Below are 14,963 nucleotides of genomic sequence, written 5' to 3'. Positions count from 1 at the left end.
AATCCCTCCTGATTACAGTCAGCTTCTTATAAAAAACCGTTTAAGAAAGGATGTCCCGGCATGTTTCTTCGATCCTTTCTCTTGCTCATGAGGGAATGTTTCAGTCAGTTCCTTCCCCTCGACAATGGCAAGAGGATTGTCCGAGATCATTCTGAATGCATCCTCTTCACCGACGATCGTTGCCATGGCATGGTAGGCTTCCATCAGCTCCGGGGCTCTGCTCCTCGTGTCATGCGAATCTGAGGCGATGATATGGACCAGACCTCTCGCGGCGCATTCCCTGCTGAAGTCTCTTACTTCCTCTCCGAAGTGACCCATTATGCTCGATGATGTGATCTGAACGAATGATCCCAGCTCGACCGCCTGAGCAACTCTCCTGATATCATCATTGAAGTATTTAACCCTTTCCGGATGAGATAAGATCGGCGTGATCCCCGCAAGCTTGAGGGAAAAGATGACCTTTTCGAACTCCACAGGATACTGCTGGTACGGGAGTTCCAGGAGTAAATAGCGTCCCGTCATGTTCATTGTGATGATACTTCCATCCTTGATCTTTCCGGGAATATTATCCGTGATATGCACTTCGGAACCCGGAAATATATCAAGATCGATCCCTTCTCTCGCGATCGCCTCCTTCAGTAGAGAGATTGATTCCATGATGACAGTTGGAGTCGCATAGAAGAAGCCTTCCCTGAAATGAGGAGTGGCGACGAGTCCGCTGATACCATCCTTCCGGGCGATTCTGCAAGCTTTGATTGCATCTTCCATCGTCTCGATGCCGTCATCCAGTCCCGGAAGGATGTGGCAGTGAATGTCGATGACCTTTCTATCCATCATCTCAATCCTCCTCCTTCAATGGGCGCGACAGGAGTTCGCCGATCGCCTCGGCAGGTTTCTTGTCTTCGTATAAGACGCTGTGGACTTGAGATGCGATGGGCATCTCCACGTCAAATATCTTCGCCAGGCGCCGCGTGGAGATGCAAGTGGTCACTCCTTCGGCAATCATCTTCATTCCTGCGAGGATCTCCTGCAGGCGCTCACCCTTTCCAAGACGCATTCCAACCGTCCGGTTTCTGCTGAGCCTCCCCGTGCATGTCAGAACGAGGTCTCCTACGCCGGCCAGCCCGGAGAATGTTCTGGCGTAGCCTCCCATCCTGGTTCCCAGCCTCCGTATCTCTGACATACCCCTCGTTATCAGAGCAGCAAGAGTATTATTGCCGAACCCCAGTCCATCAATGATCCCCGCCGCTATGGCGACGACGTTTTTAAGTGATCCAGCAACCTGGACACCCGTCGTATCACTGTTTGTATATAGCCGAAAATTTCCATGCGAGATCTCTTTCTGTACCTGCTCCGCAAAACCTGCATCGCCTGAAGAGATGACGACTGCGGTCGGATCCCCACGCGCCATCTCGGCAGCAAAACTCGGCCCCGAGATTATTCCGATCTTATTAATATACCCTTCTCCTAAAACATCGAGGGCAAGTTCTGACATGAGCTTGAGAGAATCGCTTTCGATTCCCTTCGTTGCGATTAGCAGATCGATTCTCCTCTTCAATACCGATTTCATTTTTCCGAAGACACCTCTGGCAAATTCCGTAGGAACGACGAAGATGACAAGGTTCGAGCCATCGAGAGATTCCTCCATGGAACAGGATGGAATGACATTTTCCGGGATCCTGAAATCCTGGAGGAACGTTCCGTTCTCTCTCTTCTCCCGGATCTCACGACATATCTCTTCTTCATAGACCCATAGTCTGACCACCTGACCGCTACTCGCCATGTGGATAGCAAGTGCTGTACCCCAGCTCCCTGCGCCAACAATGGAAACGCTGCTTTTCATCAGTTTTTTTCTCCTATCCTGGGTTCCACGCCTGAAATAAGATTCTTGATGTTTGACGAATGCCTGAAAATAATGAGGATGGAGGAAATCGTCGCGAAAGGGAAGAAAGGGTTGTATTGACTGAAGATGAGGGTAAACAGTGGGAGAGTCAGTGCTGCAGCGATGGAACCAAGAGAGACGATCCTTGTAGGAAGAGCCACGATCATGAAACAGACGAGGGAGGATAGCATTGCCCATGGGACACAGAGCAGAAATGCTCCTATTGTCACAGCGACTCCTTTGCCGCCTTTGAATTTGAGGTAAACGGGGAAGATATGACCGATGACGGCCGCGAGAGCGGCTGTACCGCACCAGCCGGGTTCTCCTCCTGCCAGAAGGATTGGAAGTAATACAGAAAAGACTCCTTTTAGAATGTCAAGAAAGAGCGTGAGAAGCGCCGCCCCCTTCCCGAGATTTCTTAAGACATTGGCAGCTCCGATGTTCCCGCTTCCTCTCGATCGGATATCTATCCTGCAGAACCATCGACTGATGAGAAGACCGAATGGGATGCCGCCCAGCAGGTATGGTGCAATCACGAACAGCAAAATTTCTGTCATCGATCTCTTCCTTTTTAAAGAAGGATGCCCATCCCCTTCCTATTTATCTTTCACCCAGAACGAACTCCTGGATCTTTTCATATCTGGCACCATCTGGGAGCAGGATGCTCCGGATGAGATGGAACCTGTCTGCTTCAAAGGATCCAAAATGAATCTCCTTCTGTTTCCCAAGGAATTGCAATCCTTCCGCGTCACGTCCAGGTACCTTTACCCGTCCAATGGTCACATGCGGCTTGAAATCCCTGTCCTCTCTTTCGAAACCTGCCAGCTCCATCCTCGATTCGATCTCTTTAGCAAGTTTTACCAGCGTTCCCTTCTCCTCCCGGATCCCGCACCATACTACCCGGGGTTTTCCATTTTCCGGGAATCTTCCCAGGGACGAAACGTTGATGCAGAAAGGCTGGTAGCGCGCCGCGACCTCTCTCAAGGCGCTCGCAATGGATTCCACTTTACTCTCGTCCACCTCCCCGAGAAACTTCAGCGTCAGATGAATCCCCTCTGGCCTCACCCATTTTACACCTCTCCAGATCTTCTCCAGAGTTCTCAGCACATTGAGAAGCTCTTTTTTCACATTCTCCGGAACATCAATCGCTATAAAGAGTCTCATGTTAAACTTTTTCTCTGCAACCAGGCTAAAGTGTATCAATACTCTACTTTGATGGCTCGATGGTGAGGAGTCTTCTCCTCAGAAGATCAAGAGCCGTCTGGACGGCTAATTTTCTGATTATCTGCCGATCCCCCAAAAATGTCCTTTGCTCCACCTGGATTCCATTCTTATCGGCTATTCCTATAAAAATAAGTCCGACGGGTTTATCGATAGTCCCTCCTTCCGGTCCCGCGATGCCGGTGATTGAGATGGCAAGGTCGGACTGAGCTTTTTCTCTCACGTTCTCGGCCATGCTTCTGGCGACCTCCTGGCTGATGGCGCCAAAATCTCTGATATCTTTTCCAGGGATCCCGAGAAATTTCTCTTTGGCGTCGTCCGAATAGGAGACGACTCCTCCTTTGAAATATCTTGAGCTGCCTGGGATCTCGGTGATCTTTTCGGCAAGCAGACCTCCTGTACAGGATTCAGCTACGGCGAGCGTCATCTTTCTCTCTGCAAGAATCCTTCCCGTTACAGATTCCAAGGTATCGCCATCCTCTCCAAAAATATCCACCCCCAGCCTCTTACGGATCTCCGAATCGATCTCCTTTCCTATCTTTTCAATCTGTGGTTGTGACTCTCCTTCGATGATGAGATCAAGTTCGACCTGCCCCAAGGATGAGAGCGTGGAGAAAGAACATGCTTCCCTGTCATAGAGGTCTCGGGCCCTTGATTCAACTTCGAGTTCAGCGAGCCCGTAGATCTTGTAGATCTTCCTCAGGAACTTAACTCCTTTGAGATACGTCTTTATCCGCGCAAGAAAGGAAGATGTGATGATTGATTCTATTTCTCTAAGAGCACCAGGCATGCAGACAATAATCACTTTCTTGAATTTCAGAAAGATCCCGGGGACGATGCCAGCTTTATTCTCAAGAGGCTCCGCTCCATCAGGCAGCATCGCCATTCTCTCCCCTCCCTTCGGGAAGGCCATGCCTCTCGATTCCAGCTTCTTCTTTATCCTATCAAGGAGTTTCTGATCCAGCTTCAGGCTAAGCGCAACCGCTCTTGCCAGTGCATCCCTTGTCAGATCGTTCCTCGAAAGGCTCAAACCTCCTGTGATGATGACCAGATCGACCCTTGCCGCCGCGCTTCTTATGGCGTTTTCGATGTGTTCCAGTTCATCTCCGACTCGTGTCCTGAACAGAACCTTGATCCCCAGTTTCCCCAGCTTTTCATTGATGTAGTCGGCATTCAGATTTCCATGGGCGAACAGGAGAAGCTCCGTTCCCACAGTGATGATCTCCGCATTCATTTTTCAAGCTCCCGAATCTTGGATTCACTCTCTTTGAGCTCATTGATCGCCTTAAGGATCGCATGGGAGAAAGATGCGATATCTTCCTTCTTGATCCTGCCATCCTCTCCCTTTGGGAACTGCAGCGGCTTTCCGAAGAGAACCTTGATCTTTATCGGCTTCGGGAAGATCCCCCTGTGACTGAGAGCCCTATCTGCCCCTATGATTGCGACCGGGATCGCCGGAGACTCGCTCTTGGCTGCGAGAAACGAGGCCCCGTGCATCCATTTAAGTTCTCTCCCGCGGTAGATAGTCCCTTCAGGAAAAATCCCAACGATACTCCCATCCTCAAGGGCTCGGATGGCGCTCCTGAGGGCATCAAGATCGGCCTCTGATTCCCTGACAGGGATCGTCTCCATCCATCGATAGAACCAGCCCTGCATGAATTTATCATAGAATCTTCGCTTGATCATGAAGTGGATCTTCCTGTGGCACGCCGAGCCGAGGCATGGTGAGTCAAGATAAGATGAATGGTTGGCCGCAAGAAGGGCTGCGCCGTTTTCCGGAACATTCTCCCTTCCCCGAACATCCATCCTGAAATAGAATCTTGCCAGCGGCCAGAACAGCCCCTTGATAAGCCAGTAGAACATCCGCTCGCCTTATCCTCCCTTAATCCTTTTCTCAAAATTCTCCGGAACGACCAATCCTCCCGAAACGATCATTTTTATTCCTTCCTCGATGGAGACATCGAGGAAGGTGATGTCCTTTCTCGGCACAAGGATGAAGAGTCCCGACGTGGGATTGGGGGTCGTGGGGAGAAAGACTGCCATCATCTTATCTTCGCCGAACTTTTCTAAGACGAGACCACGGTCGCTTGTCAGAAAGCCGAGGGAATAGATTCCCTTGCGGGGATATTCAAAGACGACGACGTTCCTGAAGGCCTTCTTCCCCGTGGAACTGAAGGCATCTAGAAGCTGCTTGGAAGCTCCGTAGATCCCCTTGATGAATGGGATCTTGAGAATCCGCTGTTCGAGCAATTTGAAGACCCTTTTCCCCATGTAGAATGACGCTATGACTCCAAGAAGATAGAGAAAGAGAACCAGTACGATGATCCCCACGACGGGGATCACAATCCTGGCTGGTACGGTATTGATGAAGGGAACTTTGAAGAGATCCAGCAGCTTCATGAGGGAGGGCGTGATCCACGAATCTATAATGCTGAATATGAAATAGAGGATCCAAAGCGTGATGAAGAGCGGGAGGACAAGGATGAGGCCAGTTCCGAATTTCCTCCGGAAATGGCGGAATATTATGCTAATGATCATTCTTACCCTTCTTCGTGGAAAACCCGAACTGTCGCGCAAACTTGAAGAAATAGTCAGCCGCCGAGAAGATGGCAAGTATGACAACCAGCCAGAGGGCTATGATCCCCAGGTATCCATACTTTCCGAGTCTTTCCAGCGTATTTGTGAAGATGAGAAGGACGACGGCGATGATCTGTGAGACTGTTTTGTACTTTCCCCAGATGGAAGCGGGGATGGTCACTCCGTATGAGGAGGCCACGCTCCTGAGTCCGCTGATGGCGAACTCCCGGCCGATTATGATGACGACCATCCAAGCCGGAGCAAATCCGAGCTCGACGAGAGAGATGAAGGCCGCCGACATCAAGAGCTTATCAGCGATGGGGTCCAGGAGAACGCCGAGTTTCGTCACCTGGTTCCTCCTTCGGGCGATGTAGCCATCCAGATAATCCGTCAGCGCGGCGACAAGAAAGATGGAGACGGCGACTATCTCTTTCCACTCTTCAACCCAGCCGAAATACTGGACCCCCTTAAATCTCGTCAGCAGAACTACAACGAGGATTGGAATGAGGAATATCCGGAATACGGTGAGCGAATTTGGCAGATTCAGCATCTCTGTTTCCCTGAGACCCCGATACAGTGGCAAAAATACCATAAAGAAATTTTACGGTCAATCTCAAGGAACAAGCCGTCCCCTTTTTCTCTCGTCTGGTTTTGAAGTAGAATATCAACTTAAATTGGAGCCGGCAACATGAGCGAGATCCGGTTTGGAACGGATGGATGGAGGGGGATAATTGCTGCCGATTTCACATTCCGCAATGTGAGAAAGGCTACTGCAGCGCTGGCTTTATATCTCAAAGAGAGGAGAGAAGCGCAACGTCCTGTCGTCATCGGATACGACAACAGGTTTCTCTCGGAGAGGTTTGCCCTGGAATCTGGTATGATCCTTCTCGAACATGGAATCACCTCTATCTTCTCAAGAGAACCGCTCCCCACACCCGCGCTCTCTCTCCAGGTCATTCGTTCAGAAGCTTCCTGCGGGATAATGATAACGGCAAGCCATAATCCGCCGGAATTCAACGGCCTGAAGATCAAAGCGAAATTCGGAGGGAGCGCCCTCCCGGAGATGACCGATGCCATCCAGGATTGTCTCTCCCGGGCGGAAGCAATCGAGGAGGCAAGAGCCGCTGCAGCGTACCCCCCTGAATGGAAGAGAGATTTCATAACACAGTACGTCGAATATTTAAAGGATTTTGTGGATCTGGATCTTATCAGGAATAGCCGGAAGAGGTTCCTCGTCGATTCCATGCACGGAGTGGGAGCAAGGATCATCGAAGAGATACTCTCCGGAAGCACCTGCCTGGTCAAAACCATCCGTTCGAATAGAGACTCTTTTTTCGGCGGAGTGAACCCGGAGCCTCTCGAAAAGAATATTGAATTCCTGAGAGATCGAGTCCGGACAGAAGGATTTGATCTTGGTGTGGCAACCGATGGAGATGCCGACAGGATCGCCGCTATCGCTGAAGATGGAAGCTACGTTTCCCCCCTGACCCTGACCCCCATGCTCGCCCTTCACCTCCTGGAAAACAAAAAGAAGCGCGGAGCTATCGCCAAGACCTTTGCCAATACGATCTATCTGGACAAGATTGCAAAGAAATACGACCTTCCTTTATTTGTCCGTCCCATCGGCTTCAAGTACATTGCCGAACTCATGATGAGGGAGGAATTCCTGATCGGGGGAGAGGAGAGTGGCGGCATAGGGATACAGGGTTACATTCCAGAGAGGGATGGCCTGTTGATCTCCATGCTTCTCTTTGAGATGCTCTGCCAGAATCCCCTCCCCTTCACGCTGCTCAGGAAGAAAATGTGGGATGAATTCGGAAGATACGAGTATAGAAGGGTTGACCTGAAGAGTCAGCTCGAGGAGGGAAAGAAGCGCATCAGGCAGATCGCGGGAGATCCTCCTGATTCTATAGCCGGTTATTCTGTCCACAGAATAGACCCTCTCGACGGGATAAAATTCATATTCCAGGACGATAGCTGGCTCCTGCTCAGGCAGTCAGGAACTGAGCCTGTTCTCCGCATCTATTCTGAAGCAACATCCCTTAAAAAACTAGACCGTCTTGTAGAGGCGGGTCTTCGATTGGCTTCGGCAAGAGAACGATGAGGCTTCTCGCTCGATTCCATCATCTTCCCGCACGGTGAGTTCGATTTTCATTCTTTTTCTTTGCGATCGCCCGGGCTTTCTCGATCTCTCCTTCAAGCAGATCGAGCCTTCCCGTTCTCAGAGCGATTCTCCCGAGATACAGGATGGTCAGGGGGCGATTCTGGTCAAGATCTTCCGACTCGAGGAATCGTTCCTTCGCCTCGCGGTAATTTCCCTGATGGAACGCAGACTGTCCGAGGAGGGAGTACAACTCTGCCTGGAGAGGACGATCGTCCAGATTCCTTTCAAGCAGATCTCTGATGATCTCTTCTCCCCTTACGTAATTCTCATTATGGATCTCTGCGCTGGCAAGATATTTCATGACGGCGTCATGCTTTCCATATCTCGATATGTATGATTCGAGGAGATTGCAGGCATCCTTGTTTCTTCCCTGCTTGATATACATATCCGCGAGCTTTATATGGGCCAGGATGTAGTCATCCTTTTGCTCTATGGCGCGTCTGTAACTTTCTTCCGCCTCTTTGAAATCCGAGAGAGCTTCTTTGAAGAACCCATAATAAAAATTGAATTCTGCGTTATCGGCTCCCCTCTTTTTCAATTTCGAGAAAAACTCATCGCCCATTTCATCGAGTTCCGAGGTGCTGAATTTCTTCGCGATGAAGGCATATGTCTGGCTTGCATTGGGATCTATCTCAGTTGCCCTTACAAATTCCAAGAATGCTTTCCTCTGTTCGTTTTCCCTTATATAATTCCTGCCTCTTTCGATGCAGGACGCTGCATCGTCTTTCTCCGCTCCGCCTCCCTGGCAGCAGATCATAAGCAAGAGCGGCAGGAACAGAAGGAAGACTATTTTGAGAGATCCTTTCGTGCGGATAGGGAGATCTTTCCAAAAAGTCATGGCAAAGAGAAAGAGACTCACTCCCAGACAGCTCCAGGCAAAAAGATCGCCGACTCTGGAATAGACAGTCTGATCGTTGTCGATAAGGACATTGTCAGTCAGAACCCCTCTGACTGTTGCAAAATCTTCCATACTCCCGAGTAGCGACTGGATGCTTCCATCCGGTCTTATGAAGGCTGTAATCCCGGTGTTCCCATCCCGCAATATTGAGATCTTGTTCTCGACGGCCCTTAGAACGGAGATGTAAAGTACCTGTCGCTGGATCGCTTGCCCCACGCCACCTTCACTCGTCATGTTGATTATGAAATCGGCTCCGTCTCTTTTCGCATTCATGGCAAGCTCCGGATAGATAGATTCATGGCAGAGCAGCATGACAAAGCGGCTCTCTCCGCCCTCATTGCTCAGACGCATGATGGATGTATCATTGCCGGGTTCTATGAAAGGCTCGACACCCGTCGCTCCTCTTGCAGCTCTTCTCTGCATGGCCTGAAGACCCTTTGAGATCTTCCCGATGAGACCATCATAGGGAATGTATTCCCCCCAGGGAAAGAGTATCATCTTGGCATATTGGCCAATGATTTTCCCATCCTTAGAGAGAAGAAATGCTGTATTTGTCTTTTTCCACTTTATCTTCCTGGCCTCACCGAACCCTCCAACAAGCATGCTTGCGTCTTTCCTTGCTGCCATCCATGCCAGATCTTCAAGATAGGCAGGTTCCTTATGAATCTCTGCTTTGATGGAGTACTCTGGCCAGACGATGAGGTCCACCTCGCCTGTGCCTATCTCTCTTTCCGTCAGGAGCATCTGCGTCAAATAGACCTCGACGCTGTTGTCGATGACATGCATTATTCCTGGCTGCAGGAGTGTGATCCGCGGCCCCTCTTCCCAATCTCTGCCTCCCATCCTCGCTACGCCGTAAAGCCAGGTTGCAGCCACAAGAAAGAAGACGATGAGAGTGGAAGCGATAAGCCTGCGCTTTAGTATAAACCCTATATTCTCCCTTCTTCGAAACCAGCTCAGGAGGAACTCTGCGATGAGACCGTTGACCGAGGCAAGCAGGAAAGATACGGCATAGACACCGCCAAGATCCGCGATCTGGATCATCCTGGTTTCTGGAGCCAGGCTGTACCCCAGAAGATAAAAGACAAAATGACCAAGGGTGAAATGGACGCGGAACCATTCAAGAGAAACCCACAGCAGCGGGATCGTAAGGCAAAGAGGCAGGGCAAGTCTTCTCACTCTTTTCAGCAGTATTGCAAAGAATAGGAACTGTGAGAAGCAGATGATGGCAAGAACAGGGGGAATGTACAGCCGGAACGAAAATCCTCCGCGAAAACCGATGTTCCAGAAAACGTATGATCCGATCAGGATGGCAAAGATGGAGGCCTTCTCAAAGCGATGATACAGGATTACCCATGGGACCAGCGCTACAAGAGAGAAATATCGGAAGCAACCTCCGAAGCTCGGCATGGCCAGGAAGATCCCTGAAAGCACGGAGATAACGGCTATGGTAAAAAACCTCTTCATCATACTCCGCTGTAAAATGCCATAAATATACTAAACGCGAAGGTTTTTGCAATTGTCATCCCCTTGGAAACAAACTTAGTTTTCAACCGATGTTGCTCTTAAATGATCAGTGGAATCTTCAGGAATGCCGAATGAAGGAACTAAATGCTAAGATCGGTACTGTTGCTCTCACCGTTCTCAACATTGATGAGGCTCGTGCCGAAGGGATCTATATCATCTGTAATTGTATCTGGAAAGTTAAGAATAACGATTTTTGTCTGCTGGCCGGACTGCGTGGAATAGGTGACTTCCATTTCACCATACCCGGTGCAACGAACTTGTGGATCCCAGCTATCAACATCTTCGTCAGAGATGGGAAAAGCATCCATCCATCGAGTCTTCAGGAAGACGGAAACATAAACCCTTCCCACATCGTTCTCATCTCGCCACCAGGCGATGTATGGTCGGCCTTCGTTATCGAAGTCGAGCGATGGGCTCAGATCATCGAAGGAATTGTCAACATCTTCAACAGGCGCTATATCTGCCCATCGGTTCGTCATCCACTTGGAGAAGACTATTTCGTAATCATTCCCGTCAAATCTCGGCCATAGAACATAGGGAAAACTCCCCTCTGCGACATTTTCCTTGATGGCAGGTCTTAGATCTCCGTTGAGATCTCCGTTTTCATTCAGCGTATAGATGGTGGGTTTATTCCCGAACTTGGTCCATATCTTTAGAGTCTTGCCCGTTTGTTTTTCGACATATATAGTTTTCAGATAATTTCCATCAGAATCTACTTCCACAGAAACTTCGGAGAGAGAAGCATTTGAAAACAGGATGGCAAGGGATATTATGATCAGTGTTCTAATGATTGTTGTTCTCATTTTTCTTCCCTACCTTCTCGATAAAGTTATCAAATTTGTATACTTCCGGAAATCTTCTCTCGATGTGTGTGCGAAGCTGTTTCAGTCTCCGGAAATATATCTTTTCCTGAACCTCGTTCCGTTCCCTCCTGTAAATCTCCCACTGGCGATAGCTGTTCAGGAAGAGGATGTCCGAATATTTTCCTTCCTGCCGGTCTGAGAGCATATCGGAATCCCGGAAGCATCGGCGCGCCATGCTGAACTGACCTTTGCTCATGTATGCTTCACCCATCCTCGTCAGGGCAAGGGCTGCTGTCCTCTTATAGCCTCTTTCGCGGGCTGCTTTAAAGGCTCTGTCAATCATTGTGAAGCCCTTGGGAAAGAGACCATTTGAGATGTAGCTCCCTCCCAGATTGACCATCACCTTCACCTTCAGCTCCTCTTTGTCCGTCATTCTTTCCAGAAGGGAAAGGGCTTCTTCATAATGTTCCTGAGCTTCCTTGAATCTCTCCTCGTCGTAGGCTATGTTACCAAGAGTGTTCAGGATCGCGGCCTGCATCTCGGTATCTCCCTCCGATGTAGCAAGCTTGAGACATTCTCTTGCCAGGATGGTTGCCACATAAAAGTCTCCAAACTCCCTGTTCACATAGGCAAGCTGTAGAAGGACCCGCGCGTTCATCTTTACTGGCAGATTCTTGCTGTTTCTCAGAACCCATCTCAACTCGTTTTCGCACATGTGCAAACGGCCCAGCGCCTTGAGAGCCGTGGCTATCTTCATCCTCGCCTCTGCGATCCTGAGCTCTCTATGAGCTTCGTCTTTCAGCGTTTCTACAACCTCAAGGGCTCTTTCGAAAATGGCATAAGCCATTCCAAAATTCCCAAGGTTGTATTCAATCTCTCCTTCCCTGATCAGTTTGGAATAATCTGAAGAGAGAGGTTTGTAAGCATCGTACATAGAAAGATCGACGATGTCGGAGAAGCTCTGAATGGAAATGTTGAAGATCTCTGCAAGGACTTTCAGCTTTTCAAATGAAGGAATGGTCTGCCCTTTTTCAAAGCGCGAGAGCTGCGAGTTGTCAATCTGATGTCCGATTTTCTCGCTCTTCTCTTCGATCTCTCTAAGCGTATAACCATACCCATCACGAAGCTTCCTCAGATAAGCGCCAAGCTTTCCTCTGCTTACCTCTTGCATTGCTATCCTCACTCTTTAACTGTATATTTTTTTATATCGAAACTATCATAAAGTCAAGAGAAAAGTTTAGAATGCTTTTCCAAAAAAAATGATGTTTTACTTGACAAGATTGCTCCCTCAAAATATATAGGATAGTGGAAAGAGATTAGCCTCTTTCATGGATAAATACTATGGCTGATGAGAACAAACCGGGTAGCGAAAAAGAGACTCTCACCTTTTACCGGAACAACCATTTTTCCCTGTCCCTGGAGAAAGAAGCCCTCGATAAACTCATCACACTCGACATCAAGAACAGCCGAGAGGTCTTCTCCTCTCTGATCGAGAGGGTGGGAAGCAAGAAGGGGAATGATTTCAAGCAGTCTCTTCTTGTCATGTATGATCTCATCTCCAAGGTGAACTGGCAACTCCTGAAGATAACCGGCAACCAGAAGCAGTACAACATGAATCGAGCCAGCATCATTCAGAGCCTATCCCACGTGGAGAAGAAGGAAGAACTGAAGGACATCTCGCTGAACCTCCTCGCAGTTATAATGAGGAGCCTGGACCCGAATTGCATTTCCTCCAATCCTATCGTGGAGAAAGCGAAGAACTACATCGAGGAAAATTATCAGAAGAAGCTCTCCCTCAGCAAGATAGCTGCCATCATCAATGTCTCTAAGAACTACCTTTCAACGCTATACAAGAAGGAATGCATGCAGACGATAACCCAGTACATCCACAAAATCCGTATGGATCGGGCTGAGTTCCTGCTTCGAACCACAAATAACACCATCTCCGAGATCGCCTTCCAGGTGGGGTACCAGACGTACCGGGATTTCTACCGCAATTTCCATAAACACAAGAAGGTCTCGCCCAAGAGTTACAGGACCAGCTTCTTACAGAAGAGGAGCTGACATCGTTTGCCCTCACTTCTGTTTCCAATTACAATATCCTGCATGAAAAGAAGAGGGAGAGTTTTGTATGATCAGCCAAGTTTTTGAACGCGGTTTTTTCTTGCTGCTTACGGGAGCAGCAGTTCTGTGGTATGCAATTATTTCTTCACCATTTGCGGAGGAAGCGAAGGATATCGCAAAGAATCTGGAAAGCCCTTCGCCTCTGGAGCGAAAGGATGCCATTCTTCAGCTCTCGCAGACGGCCGAAGCTGGTTCCATCCCTCTGCTCGAGAAGATGATAAAGGATCAAGACGGAACGGTTCGTTCCGCAGCAATCTCCGCCATCAAGAACGTCTGCATGAACATCATGGTGAAGAATACAAAGAGCCTGATTCATGACCCGGACATGAACGTCAAAGACGACGTCCTGCGCGCAATTTCTGACCTGAACCCTTCCCATTTCTCCGAGGTTTACCTTACTTTCGTCAGAGACAGCGAACCATCCATCCGGGCTAGATGCCTGGAAGCCATGGGCAATACGAAATCAAGCTCGTTTGTGCCGTTGCTAATCGAGGGTTTAAACGATGAGTACGAGTTTGCGCGCATCTCAGCCATCTACGCTCTTGCCTTTATGGAACAACGATCAGCCGCACCTGAGATCGCCAGGCTCGCCTCTGTGAAGAACAAAGATGTCAAGTCTGCCGTCATCGAGGCACTGGGCATACTTGAGAACAGAGAGACTCTTCCCGTTCTATCCGGACTGCTGAATGACCCTGATGAAAAGATCAGGGTGAAAGCAGCTCTGGCCATCGGCAAGATGAAGAGCATCGAGAGCGAAAGGATCCTCATCCCTGTCCTGGAGGATTCCTCTCCTGCTCTCAGGATAGCAGCCCTCAATGCTCTTTCCAACATTCAGAATGTTACGTCGATCCCTCACGTTGGCAAGCTGATCTCCGATGAGCACAAGAGCGTGCGGAGGAATGTAATCAGCGCACTGAGATCTTTTTGGTCTCCTGAGGCTATCCCTTTCCTTGTTAAGGCTGCATCCGATCCAGAGCCTTTCAACCGCTCTGCCGCCATCCTGGCCATGGCAGAGATCCCCGGGAATGCCGAGCAGCATAACAACTTTCAGATCATCCTCCAGAACGCCGCAAAGGACCCCGATCTTACCGTGAGACAGAGCTGTGCCGAAGCGGCAGGAAGAATGAAGGATGCTTCTCTATTCGATATCCTTACCATGCTCTCCGTGGATCCTGAAGCGGATGTCCGGCACTCGGTCGTCGATGCCATGGGGGAACTGAGGGACAAGAGGGCTCTCCCTTACCTTTCGAAGAGTTTTGAGGACCCTGATATCATGATTAAGGTCGCTTCCATCAAAGCGCTCCTCAAGATCGGAGATCCGGCTTCACTTCCCATCTTCCGGAATGCCGCTTCCCAGGGGGACCTCACAGTGAGAAGGGAAGCAATCAAGGCTCTCGGCGAAATGAAGGATGCGAGTTCCGAACAGCTTTTGAAAAATCTTCTAAAAGACCCGGTCGATGAGATCAGAAACGAGGCGCGGAAAGCTCTTCAGATGATCGATGCTTCAAAATAAAGTCAAGAATGGCCAGGCCTGATTTGAAGGCAAAAGGTAAAAAGAGAATCAATCCCCGATCATAGATCAGGGACATGGGCTATTGTTAGGTCTCGGCGTTCCTCCAGTCTTATATCCCAGGGTCCCTTCACCGAAGCAGTTCTCACCGTCCACAAGATAGTAGAATCCATTCCCCGCCGTTGCCGGATTCTCAGGATCCTTAGTAGCGGTGTCCGTGGAGCCGTTCTCGAAGCAGACATGATTGTAATTGAACG

Annotated in this window: 15 protein-coding genes; 3 read left to right on the top strand and 12 right to left on the bottom strand. The window is 49.4% G+C overall.

What is annotated here, in order from left to right; translation table 11 throughout:
* Positions 1-18: 18 nt before the first annotated feature.
* From AB1756_04835 to pgsA, 8 genes are read right to left on the bottom strand one after another with little or no spacing between them, the layout of a single operon-like run.
* Positions 19-837: a CpsB/CapC family capsule biosynthesis tyrosine phosphatase gene (locus tag AB1756_04835; GenBank protein ID MEW5806656.1), complete on the bottom strand. Its 819-nt coding sequence runs from the start codon at positions 835-837 to the stop codon at positions 19-21.
* Position 838: 1 nt separating this feature from the next.
* Positions 839-1,843, bottom strand: coding sequence for an NAD(P)H-dependent glycerol-3-phosphate dehydrogenase (locus AB1756_04830; protein MEW5806655.1), 1,005 nt, complete (start codon positions 1,841-1,843; stop codon positions 839-841).
* Positions 1,843-2,439 (bottom strand): glycerol-3-phosphate 1-O-acyltransferase PlsY, encoded by a 597-nt coding sequence (gene plsY / locus AB1756_04825; protein MEW5806654.1) that lies wholly within the window; start codon positions 2,437-2,439, stop codon positions 1,843-1,845. The genes AB1756_04830 and plsY overlap by 1 nt, the downstream gene beginning before the upstream one ends.
* 43 nt (positions 2,440-2,482) lie before the next feature.
* The gene (thpR, locus tag AB1756_04820) at positions 2,483-3,046 is read right to left on the bottom strand and encodes an RNA 2',3'-cyclic phosphodiesterase (protein MEW5806653.1); all 564 of its coding nucleotides are present in this window, start codon (positions 3,044-3,046) and stop codon (positions 2,483-2,485) included.
* A 43-nt stretch (positions 3,047-3,089) separates the two neighbouring features.
* Positions 3,090-4,337 carry a competence/damage-inducible protein A gene (locus AB1756_04815; protein ID MEW5806652.1) on the bottom strand — a complete coding sequence of 416 codons (1,248 nt, stop codon included), beginning with the start codon at positions 4,335-4,337 and terminating at the stop codon, positions 3,090-3,092.
* Complete coding sequence (locus AB1756_04810; GenBank protein MEW5806651.1) at positions 4,334-4,966, bottom strand: lysophospholipid acyltransferase family protein; 633 nt, start codon at positions 4,964-4,966, stop codon at positions 4,334-4,336. Before AB1756_04810 ends, AB1756_04815 begins: the two co-directional genes overlap by 4 nt.
* 9 nt (positions 4,967-4,975) lie before the next feature.
* Positions 4,976-5,641 carry a DUF502 domain-containing protein gene (locus AB1756_04805; protein MEW5806650.1) on the bottom strand — a complete coding sequence of 222 codons (666 nt, stop codon included), beginning with the start codon at positions 5,639-5,641 and terminating at the stop codon, positions 4,976-4,978.
* Positions 5,631-6,230 carry a CDP-diacylglycerol--glycerol-3-phosphate 3-phosphatidyltransferase gene (gene pgsA, locus AB1756_04800; GenBank protein ID MEW5806649.1) on the bottom strand — a complete coding sequence of 200 codons (600 nt, stop codon included), beginning with the start codon at positions 6,228-6,230 and terminating at the stop codon, positions 5,631-5,633. Before pgsA ends, AB1756_04805 begins: the two co-directional genes overlap by 11 nt.
* A 138-nt stretch (positions 6,231-6,368) precedes the next feature.
* Between pgsA and AB1756_04795 the strand changes: the two genes are divergently transcribed.
* Positions 6,369-7,784 (top strand): phosphoglucomutase/phosphomannomutase family protein, encoded by a 1,416-nt coding sequence (locus tag AB1756_04795; protein MEW5806648.1) that lies wholly within the window; start codon positions 6,369-6,371, stop codon positions 7,782-7,784.
* 19 nt (positions 7,785-7,803) lie between these two features.
* Here the strand turns inward: AB1756_04795 and lnt are convergent, their stop codons facing one another.
* The 3 genes from lnt to AB1756_04780 all read right to left on the bottom strand — a co-directional run bounded on the left by lnt (position 7,804) and on the right by AB1756_04780 (position 12,243).
* Positions 7,804-10,212 carry an apolipoprotein N-acyltransferase gene (lnt, locus tag AB1756_04790; GenBank protein ID MEW5806647.1) on the bottom strand — a complete coding sequence of 803 codons (2,409 nt, stop codon included), beginning with the start codon at positions 10,210-10,212 and terminating at the stop codon, positions 7,804-7,806.
* A 137-nt stretch (positions 10,213-10,349) separates the two neighbouring features.
* Positions 10,350-11,072, bottom strand: a complete 723-nt coding sequence (locus AB1756_04785) for a hypothetical protein (GenBank protein ID MEW5806646.1) — start codon at positions 11,070-11,072, stop codon at positions 10,350-10,352.
* Positions 11,053-12,243: a helix-turn-helix transcriptional regulator gene (locus AB1756_04780; GenBank protein ID MEW5806645.1), complete on the bottom strand. Its 1,191-nt coding sequence runs from the start codon at positions 12,241-12,243 to the stop codon at positions 11,053-11,055. The genes AB1756_04785 and AB1756_04780 overlap by 20 nt, the downstream gene beginning before the upstream one ends.
* Positions 12,244-12,413: 170 nt before the next feature.
* Between AB1756_04780 and AB1756_04775 the strand changes: the two genes are divergently transcribed.
* Both AB1756_04775 and AB1756_04770 read left to right on the top strand, forming a co-directional pair.
* Positions 12,414-13,136: an AraC family transcriptional regulator gene (locus tag AB1756_04775; GenBank protein MEW5806644.1), complete on the top strand. Its 723-nt coding sequence runs from the start codon at positions 12,414-12,416 to the stop codon at positions 13,134-13,136.
* Positions 13,137-13,203: 67 nt separating this feature from the next.
* Entirely contained in the window at positions 13,204-14,709 is a 1,506-nt protein-coding gene (locus AB1756_04770; GenBank protein MEW5806643.1) for a HEAT repeat domain-containing protein, read from the top strand.
* Positions 14,710-14,775: 66 nt separating this feature from the next.
* Here the strand turns inward: AB1756_04770 and AB1756_04765 are convergent.
* Positions 14,776-14,963, bottom strand: a 188-nt coding sequence (locus AB1756_04765) for a hypothetical protein (protein MEW5806642.1), incomplete at its 5' end; no start/stop codon positions are given.

This window comes from Acidobacteriota bacterium (assembly GCA_040752675.1).
Taxonomy (GTDB): Bacteria; Acidobacteriota; Polarisedimenticolia; order JBFMGF01; family JBFMGF01; genus JBFMGF01.
Note: the sequence above shows the minus strand (reverse complement) of the source record. Positions and strands in the feature narration are given on the sequence as shown.